The organism is Acidovorax sp., assembly GCF_046314175.1.
Lineage (GTDB): Bacteria > Pseudomonadota > Gammaproteobacteria > Burkholderiales > Burkholderiaceae_C > Acidovorax.
In genome coordinates, this window is sequence record NZ_JBKBXG010000138.1 from 1 (window position 1) to 8,544 (window position 8,544).

Genomic DNA, 8,544 nt, shown 5'->3' on the forward strand with positions numbered 1-8,544 from the left:
GGTCTTCATAGGCCATATCAACAATGCGCCGCCCGGTTTCGTACGCCATCTGGCCGCGTTCGCGGTACGGTGCAGGAATGGCCGCGCAGCCGGGCAGCGACAGGCCCAGGGCTTCTGCCACGGCGTTCATGGTGGATGCCGTACCCATGGTGTTGCAGTGGCCCGCCGACGGTGCGCTGCTGCAGGCGCGCTGCAAAAACTCTTCTTCATCAATCTCGCCCGCTGCCAGCTGGCGCCGGCTGCGCCAGATCACGGTGCCCGAGCCCACCAGTTGTCCATCGTGCCAGCCGTCCAGCATCGGCCCGCCAGACAGCACGATGGCCGGAATGTCCACGGTGGATGCCGCCATCACGCCTGCGGGTGTTGTCTTGTCGCAGCCTGTGGTCAGCACCACCGCGTCGATGGGGTAGCCGTACAGGATCTCCACCAGCCCCAGGTACGCCAGGTTGCGGTCCAGCGCGGCCGTGGGGCGGCGGCAGTTTTCAAAGATGGGATGGACGGGGAACTCCATCGGGATGCCCCCCGCATCGCGGATGCCGTCGCGCACGCGGCGCGCCAGGTCTACGTGGATGCGGTTGCAGGGCGACAGGTCACTGCCCGTCTGCGCAATGCCGATGATGGGCCGGCCCGAGCGCAGTTCTTCGGGCGTGAGCCCGTAGTTCATGAAGCGTTCGAGGTACAGCGCGGTCATGTCCGAGCGCTCGGGGTCGGCAAACCAGTCGCGCGAGCGGAAGGGGCGGCGGGGTGTTTTTGTCATAGCGTTCGCAGCGTTGCTTAAAACGGGCAGAGCACAGCACGGGGCTGCACCCCTGGGCAAACAAATTACTTGCCGCCCCGCGCCTTGGCCAGCTCACCCATCATTTCGCTGGTGGTCTCTTCACCAAACTCCTTGCCGTACTTGGCCAGAACGGGCTGCAGCTTGGTGCGCAGCTTGGCTTGCTCGGCGGCTGGCAGCTCGGTGATCTGCATGCCGGCCTTCTTCAGCTCGCCCAGGGCGGTTTCGCTGAAGGCGCGGATGGTCTTGCGCTCGAACAGCGTGGCCTCGCGCGCGGCCTCCTGCACGATCTTCTTTTCGTCGGCCGAGAGGCCGTCCCAGGTTTTCTTGGACATGAGCAGCACCCAGGCGCTGTACATGTGGCGCGACAGCACCAGGTGCTTTTGCACCTCATAGAACTTGCTGGCCAGGATGGTGGCGGGCGGGTTTTCCTGGCCGTCGACGGCCTTTTGTTCCATGGCGGTGTACAGCTCGGTGAACGGCATGGGCGTGGCGTTCGTGCCCAGCGCGTTGAAAGTGTCGAGGAACAAGGGGCTCTGGATTACGCGCAGCTTCAGGCCTGCCAGATCATCGGCCGTGTTGATGGGGCGGCGCGAGTTGGTCACATGGCGGAAGCCGTTTTCCCAGAAGCCCAGGCCGATCAGACCCTTGTCAGGCAGCATGGCCAGCAGCTTCTGGCCGAAGGGGCCGTCGAGCAGCGCGTCGGCTTCTGCCTCGGTGTTGAAGGTGAGCGGCAGGTTCAGCACGCCAAACGGCTTGATCAGCGACATCAGCGTGGACGAATCGGGAATCGTCATCTCCAGCGTGCCGCCGCGCAGGGCTGAGGTCATGCTCACGTCGTTGCCCAAAGCGCCGCTGGCAAACAGCTTGGCGTTCATCTTGCCGCCGCTCTTGGCCTGCAGGCGCTCGGCAAAGTGGCGCACGGCCTGGGCCTGCGGGTGGTCGTCGCTCAGGCCGATGCCGACCTTGAAGGTGTGTTCTTTGACTTGTGCAGACACCGGCGCAGCGAGGGCGGCCAGCAGCGTGGCTGCCAGCGCGAGGGATTTGGCGAGGGAATTGAATCGCATGGTTTTGTCTCCGTTGGAATGGCTGGGTCGTCGCGATGGCCTGGGCCATCGGCGCCGTGCGTCCCTTTGTAGGTCCGTCATCGATGCAGGCCGAAGGTTAGGTCTGGCACCTGCAGGGGTCCACTGAATCTTTTGCTACGATCCATTCCAAACGCTTATGAGTCCAGACGAATTTCCGGGTAAACCCTTGTCTTTGGCGCAGGCCTGCGCGCGGCTGCGCTTTCGGCATTTGCAGTTTCTGGACATCCTGGGGCGCACCCGCAACCTGCGGCTGACGGCCGAGCAAATGCACGTCACCCAGCCTGCCGCCACCAAGATCCTGATGGACATCGAGGAGATCCTGGAGGCGCGTTTGTTTGACCGTTTGTCGCGCGGCATGCGGCCCAACGAACTGGGGCTTTTTACGCTGCGTTATGCCAGCGCGGCGCTCGATGGCCAGCGTAAGTTTGTCGATGAATTCAACGCCCTCAAGCAGGGCGGGCACGGGCACCTGACAGTAGGCGCCATCACCGGGTCTGCGGCGCATCTGCTGGTGGCGTCGGTGGTCGAAATTCAGCGCCTGCGGCCCTTGCTGGTGCTCAAAATTCTTGAGCAGAGCAGCGACCAGCTGATCGCATGGCTGGCCGAGCGCAAGATCGATTTGATGATCGGCCGCTACACGGACGAGGCCCAGCGCAGCCAGTTCCACTACGAGCGCCTGTCGGCCGAGCCCCTGTATGTGGTGGGCGGCCTGCACCACCCGTTGCGCGGCGCGGCCGACCTGGCGCTGACCGAGCTGGCCCACTGGCCGTGGATTCTGTACCCCGCCTCCACAGCGGTGCGCAAGGTGTCGGACGACCTGTTTGGCGGCGCGGGCCTGGCGCTGACGGCAGGCGTGGTGGAAACGCCCTCCTTCTTGTTTGCGCTGGAACTGATGAACACCACCAACATGATGTCGCTACAGCCCGCGCGTCTGGTGGAGAAATACGTCAACAAGGGCCTGCTGTCGCGCATCCCCCTGGACCTGCCCGACCGCATGCCCAGTTACGGCCTGATCACGCGGCTGGGCGAAGAGCCCACACCGTCGGCGCAGGCCTTTATGGACGTGCTGCGCGAAACGGCGGGTGTTGCCCCTGAAGCGTCTTGATGGGTTGTGGCGGTAAGTGCTATCAATAACCAAAAGTTATTGAAAATGACGGCAGTTTGGGTTTCGCAGTGGCTGCCGTTAGCCCCACGCCGTTATGCTCTGCGCCCTTTGACCGAAACCTACTCGCTGCCCCATGACCGACTTTGCTGACGACACGCCCGCCCCCATCCACGAACCCCGCGTATGGAGCGACGAGCGCTGGATTGCACAAGTCATCAAGAACGAGGACGACGATGGCTGGGCTGTGTCCATGACGCTGCACGGCGAATCCGAGCCCGCCCTGGTGGGCCCGTGGACCATGGGGCGCGACAAGAAGAATCCCAAGCCGCTGGATGTGTCCGCCTTCAACACGCTGGTCAAGACCGCCAGCGAGGTGCTGCGCCGCCACGAGCAGCAGCTGCACGCACAGCTCAACAAGAACGTGACCATCACCACCTCCGACGGCCAGCGCCTGCGCGTGGCCCTGGCCATCGTGCCCGATGAAGAAGGCGCCACCGCCACGCTGAGCGCCCAGGACGAGCTGGGTGAAGAACTGGCACGTGTGCCCGTGCCGCCCACGTTCAAGCTGACCACCGACAGCGCGACGGCATGGGCCCAGGGCGGGTTCGAAAAGCCGCGCTGATGACCCGCCGAGGCGTGTGAAAAAACGGCACTGCCGGTGTTGCCAATCGCGTGCGCGACGGGCTGCCACAGGGTAAGCCCCTAGAATCCCACCGTCGGCCCCGGAGTTTTTCCGGGGCCGATTGCGTTCTCAGGGCGGGGCGAAATTCCCCACCGGCGGTATCCGTGGACTGAAGAAAAAGGTCTGTGGGAGCCCGCGAGCGCCTGCAGGGCTGTTCTTTGGAGCAACCCGCAGGGTCAGCAGATCTGGTGCGATGCCAGAGCCGACGGTCACAGTCCGGATGAAAGAGATCGCGAAGCCATGGGCCTCCCGCTGGTGTGGTGGTGCCTGTGTGCGTGTCTGCGCGTGGTACGGGGCCAAAGGTTCGTCTGATCGATGGGTCAGGCGTCTCGACTCGCCTTGCCTGATCGCTGGTCCGCACGCGGGTGCGCAGCCGCCTCTTGTGCGAGGGGCTCTGTTCGCGCGCGCCCTGATTCTGGTAATCCTTTTCTTTGTTCGAGAAAATCCATGAATCAGTCGTCCTTCCACTCCCACCATGCCGCCGCTGCCAACGCCGACCAGAACGGCCGCGCAGCCACGGCGCACCGCAGCGAACGGGTTGCGGTCATCTGCGCCAGCTGGCACCGGGACATCGTTCACCAGGCCCGCGACGCCGCCGTGGCAGAGTTCGCGCGCAGTGGGCTGCCTGCGGGGCAGATCGAGCAGTTTGAGGTGCCCGGGGCCTTCGAGATCCCGCTCTTGGCCAAGCGGCTGGCGCAAAGCGGCCGCTACGACGCCATCGTGGCCTGCGCGCTGGTGGTCAATGGTGGCATCTACCGCCACGAGTTTGTAACCACCGCCGTCATCGACGGTTTGATGCGCGTGCAGCTCGACACCGACGTGCCCGTAATGTCTGCCGTGCTCACGCCGCGCGATTTTCATGAGCACGAAGACCACCTCAAGTTCTTCCGCGAGCACTTTGTGAAAAAGGGCGTGGAAGTGGCCCGTGCCTGTTTGGACACCATGGCCCAGTTCAAGGCGCTAGAGCCCGCTCACGGGGATTGACGACCTTGGGTTGGAGTGGCGGGTGCAGTGTTTTACGCTGGATGGCACGAAACAAAAAGGATGGATTTTTGGTCGTGGCAATGCGCAAACCACAGCGATACCGGGCGGTATCGCGAGGATTTGCAGCGCCGCGAGGGCCGAAAAGGCGCCTTTTTGTGTGCCAGATAGCGTGAAATACTGCACTGGAACGCTTCTGGCTTTGTTGCTGCGTCTTGCCGTACTTGCAGTACTGTCTGCGACGCAGCGCCTAGTCAAAACCGATTCGCTGCGTTTTGTAGCCGCTCTGGAGGCGGCGGCAGGTTCTTGTTTGTTGCTATTATTTATATAGCTTATGGCGCTTTGCCATCAAGCGCTAGGAGCCAATTTGGCTTGAAAAAAAGCGGCGCCATAAACCCTTCATCCCCCGCACCATCACCCCGCCGCCAGCTGCGGCATATGCCGCCGTGGCGGCGCCAGCGGTGCGGCATCCCCCAGCCCATCTTCCCCAGGTGCGAGGCGAAACACCGCCACCGCCTGCACCAGTTGCTGCGCCTGAATCTTCAGGCTGTCCGCGGCGGCAGCGCTTTCTTCCACCAGCGCTGCGTTCTGCTGGGTGGCCTGGTCCATCTGCGTGATGGCTTCGCCCACCTGCGATACGCCCAGGCTCTGCTCGCTGCTGGCGGCACTGATCTCGCCCACGATGTCCGTCACGCGGCGGATGGAGGCCACCACTTCGGTCATGGTGGCTCCGGCTTTGTCCACCAGCGTGGTGCCCAGCTCCACGCGCTGCACGCTTGCATGGATCAGCGTCTTGATCTCCTTGGCCGCGTCGGCACTGCGCTGGGCCAGATTGCGCACTTCGCTGGCCACCACGGCAAAGCCGCGGCCTTGTTCGCCTGCGCGGGCGGCTTCTACCGCCGCGTTCAGCGCGAGGATGTTGGTCTGGAACGCGATGCCGTCGATGACCGAGATGATGTCGGCGATCTTTTTGCTGCTGTCGTTGATGCCCTTCATGGTGGTTACCACTTCGGCCACCACATCGCCGCCCTGCACGGCCACGGTGGATGCGCTCACCGCGAGCTGATTGGCCTGGCGCGCGTTGTCTGCGTTGGCTTGCACGGTGGAGTTGAGCTCTTCCATCGATGCCGATGTTTGCTCCAGCGCGCTGGCCTGCTGCTCTGTGCGGGCGCTGAGGTCGTTGTTGCCCTGCGCGATTTCGGTACTGGCGGCTGCCACGCTGTGGGCGTTGCTGCGCACATTGCTCACCACGCGCGACAGGCTGCTCTGCATGTCGTGCAGGGCATTGAGCAGCAGCGCAATCTCGTCCTTGCCCGCCACATGTTGCGCCACCGTCAGGTCGCCCCCGGCCACGGCTTGCGACACGCGCACCGCGTTGTCCAGCGGGTTCACCACCGTGCGGCTGAACGCAATGGCGCCTGCAATGCCCAGTGCGCACACTACCAGCATCACCACCAGGCTGATGGTGGTGGCGCGCTGCGCGGCACCCGCTGCGCGCTCGGCGACTTCGGTGCTGGCCTTGGCGATCAAAGTGCCGGCCTGGTCCAGCAGTTGCGAGGGCTCGCGGTCCATGCCCGCCACCGCCTTGTCGCCCACCTGCGGGTCGTGGTCGGCCGCCTTGAAGGCGTCAAACCCCTTGCGATAGGCGCCGCCCATGCGTTCATGCGCCTGCGCAAACTGCTGCACGCGTTCACGGCCTTCGCCAGGGGGCAGTGCAGCAATGAGCTTTTGTGCCTCCTCCTTGATGGCCATTTCCTGTTTTTCAAAGGCTGTCCAGAAGCGCGTGAGCTGGGCTGGGTCCTTGCCGCGCAGCAGCACGTTTTTCCACTCCTGCACCTGCACCTTGAAGTTGTTGAGCATGCCCGCCGCCATGCGCTCGTGCTCAAAGCTTTGCGCCACGGTGGTCTGGTAGGTGTCGAGCGCCTGGTTCAGGCGGCTGATGCCAAACAGCGCCGCCGCAAACAGCAAGAGCAGCGAGATGGTGAAGGCAAGGGGGAGCTTGAGGCTGAGCTTCATGGGGAACTCCTGTGGGGTCCACGGTTCGCCGCTGGGGCGGGGCAAGGTACATGCGGCCCAGCCTGACATCCCCCGTACGTTGCGGCGGCTGTCCCACTGCGCCATTCGTCTCGGTCAACCAGCGCGTGCTGTGCGCCGCGCCGGAGAGATTCCCGCTGCCATTATGGAGACATGTGTAAATTTTTGTACATGTCTTTTCGTCCAAGCCGAAGGGGTTTAGCCGCCGGAGTGGGCGCTTGGTGCTGTAAAAAATGATAGCTGCTAGCGCTTGTCAGATAAGCGTTAGCAGCTAATTTTATGCAGCAAAAGAAAGCAAGCGGCCCTGCCAATCTGGGCAAGGCCGTTTGTGGGTCGTCCCACAAGTTGGTTGAGACCGCGCTTGCCCAGCTACAAAACGCCGCTGGCCCGCAGCGCCGCAATGCGCGCCGCATCCAGCCCCATTTCGCCCAGCACTTCGTCGGTGTGCTGCCCCAGTGCCGGTGGCGCGTTGCGCAACACGGGCGGCGTGGCCGACAGGCGCAGCGGGCTGGCCACGCCGGTGATCTGCTGCACGTTGTCGGTGGCGGTCTCGCCGTCCTTCCAGCGCGGCAGCGTCACGGCCAGGCCACGGGCTTGCACCTGCGCGTCATCAAACGCCTGGGCAATGGTGTTGATAGGGCCGCAGGGCACGGCCTTGTCTTCCAGCAGCGCGATCCAGTCGGCGGTGGTGCGGGTGCGGGTCACGGCCTCCATGGCGGGGATCAGCTCGGTGCGGTTTTGTACGCGCAGCGTGTTGGTGGCAAAACGCGGGTCGGTGGCCCATTGCGGCTGGTTGGCGGCAGCGCAAAAGCGCTGGAACTGGCCGTCGTTGCCAATGGCCAGCAGCATGTTGCCGTCGGCCGTCGCGAAGTCCTGGTAGGGCGCCAGGCTGGGGTGGCTGTTGCCCATGCGCTCGGGCGCCTTGCCCGTGGCCAAAAAGCCCGAGGCCTGGTTGGCCAGCACGGCCATGCCCACGTCCAGCAGCGCCATGTCGATGTGTTGGCCCTGGCCTGTGCCGGTGGCAGCGTTGTCGCGCACATGCAGGGCGGCCAGGATGGCGTTGCTGGCATACAGGCCGGTGAACAGGTCGATCACCGCCACACCTACGCGCATGGGGCCGCCGCCGGGCTGGTTGTCGGCATGGCCGGTGATGCTCATGAGGCCCGTCATGGCCTGCACCATCAGGTCGTAGCCCGCGCGCTCGGCATACGGCCCGTCTTGCCCGAAGCCGGTGACGGAGCAGTAGATCAGGCGCGGGTTGAGCGCGCGCAGGCTTTCATGGTCCAGGCCGTATTGCTTGAGGCCGCCAACCTTGAAGTTCTCCACCACGATGTCGGCCTCTTGCGCCATCTGCCTGATGAGCGCCTGGCCATCGGGCGAGGCCATGTCGATGGTCACCGAGCGCTTGTTGCGGTTGCAGGCGGTGTAGTAGCTCGCCTGGTTGGTGTCGTTGCCCTCTGCGTCCTTCAAAAAGGGCGGGCCCCACTGGCGCGTGTCGTCGCCCACGCCGGGACGTTCCACCTTCACCACGTCCGCGCCCAGGTCGGCCAGCACTTGCGTGCACCACGGCCCGGCCAGTACGCGGGAGAGGTCGAGCACCTTGATGCCTGCGAGTGCGCCAGCGTTGGGGGAGGGTGTGGTCATGGGGGTGGTGGACTATTAAATTGATAGCTGCTAGCGCTTATCTATCAAGCGCTAGAGGTCTAAAACACTTGAAATGTGCGTAGGAGAGCCCCGCGTTAACTCCCTCTCCCCTCGCGGGAGAGGGTGGGGGAGAGGGGGTGATCAGGCACAGCGCACGCAGCTGCGCCCGCACCCCCCGGCCCCCACCCCCGGGGGGGGGGGGGGGGGGGGGGGGGGGTGGGGTGGGGAACCCCCG

The 8,544-nt window shown here is 64.4% G+C and carries 6 protein-coding genes, 1 pseudogene and 1 riboswitch; of the genes and pseudogenes, 3 read left to right on the forward strand and 4 right to left on the reverse strand.

Annotated elements, in window-relative coordinates:
* Together xylD and ACK4OE_RS24125 are read right to left on the reverse strand one after the other, a co-directional pair.
* A pseudogene (gene xylD, locus ACK4OE_RS24120) lies at window positions 1-757 on the reverse strand (xylonate dehydratase XylD); the annotation flags it as partial.
* Between the two features lie 65 nt (window positions 758-822).
* Complete coding sequence (locus tag ACK4OE_RS24125; RefSeq protein WP_409888865.1) at window positions 823-1,842, reverse strand: TRAP transporter substrate-binding protein; 1,020 nt, start codon at window positions 1,840-1,842, stop codon at window positions 823-825.
* A gap of 157 nt (window positions 1,843-1,999) precedes the next feature.
* On the opposite strand from ACK4OE_RS24125, the gene ACK4OE_RS24130 reads away from it, so the two are divergent.
* From ACK4OE_RS24130 to ACK4OE_RS24140, 3 genes are all read left to right on the forward strand, one after another.
* Window positions 2,000-2,968, forward strand: coding sequence for a LysR substrate-binding domain-containing protein (locus ACK4OE_RS24130; protein ID WP_409888867.1), 969 nt, complete (start codon window positions 2,000-2,002; stop codon window positions 2,966-2,968).
* A 133-nt stretch (window positions 2,969-3,101) separates the two neighbouring features.
* Window positions 3,102-3,590 (forward strand): hypothetical protein, encoded by a 489-nt coding sequence (locus ACK4OE_RS24135; protein ID WP_409888868.1) that lies wholly within the window; start codon window positions 3,102-3,104, stop codon window positions 3,588-3,590.
* A gap of 121 nt (window positions 3,591-3,711) precedes the next feature.
* A riboswitch (FMN riboswitch) is annotated at window positions 3,712-3,886 on the forward strand.
* 211 nt (window positions 3,887-4,097) lie between these two features.
* Window positions 4,098-4,634 carry a 6,7-dimethyl-8-ribityllumazine synthase gene (locus tag ACK4OE_RS24140; RefSeq protein ID WP_409888870.1) on the forward strand — a complete coding sequence of 179 codons (537 nt, stop codon included), beginning with the start codon at window positions 4,098-4,100 and terminating at the stop codon, window positions 4,632-4,634.
* Between the two features lie 411 nt (window positions 4,635-5,045).
* Here ACK4OE_RS24140 and ACK4OE_RS24145 read toward each other — a convergent pair whose 3' ends face one another.
* Together ACK4OE_RS24145 and ACK4OE_RS24150 are read right to left on the reverse strand one after the other, a co-directional pair.
* A complete protein-coding gene (locus ACK4OE_RS24145) occupies window positions 5,046-6,647 on the reverse strand; it encodes a methyl-accepting chemotaxis protein (protein ID WP_409888872.1) in 1,602 nt (533 codons plus the stop codon).
* Between the two features lie 387 nt (window positions 6,648-7,034).
* Window positions 7,035-8,309: a CaiB/BaiF CoA transferase family protein gene (locus ACK4OE_RS24150; protein WP_409888874.1), complete on the reverse strand. Its 1,275-nt coding sequence runs from the start codon at window positions 8,307-8,309 to the stop codon at window positions 7,035-7,037.
* Window positions 8,310-8,544: the final 235 nt, after the last annotated feature.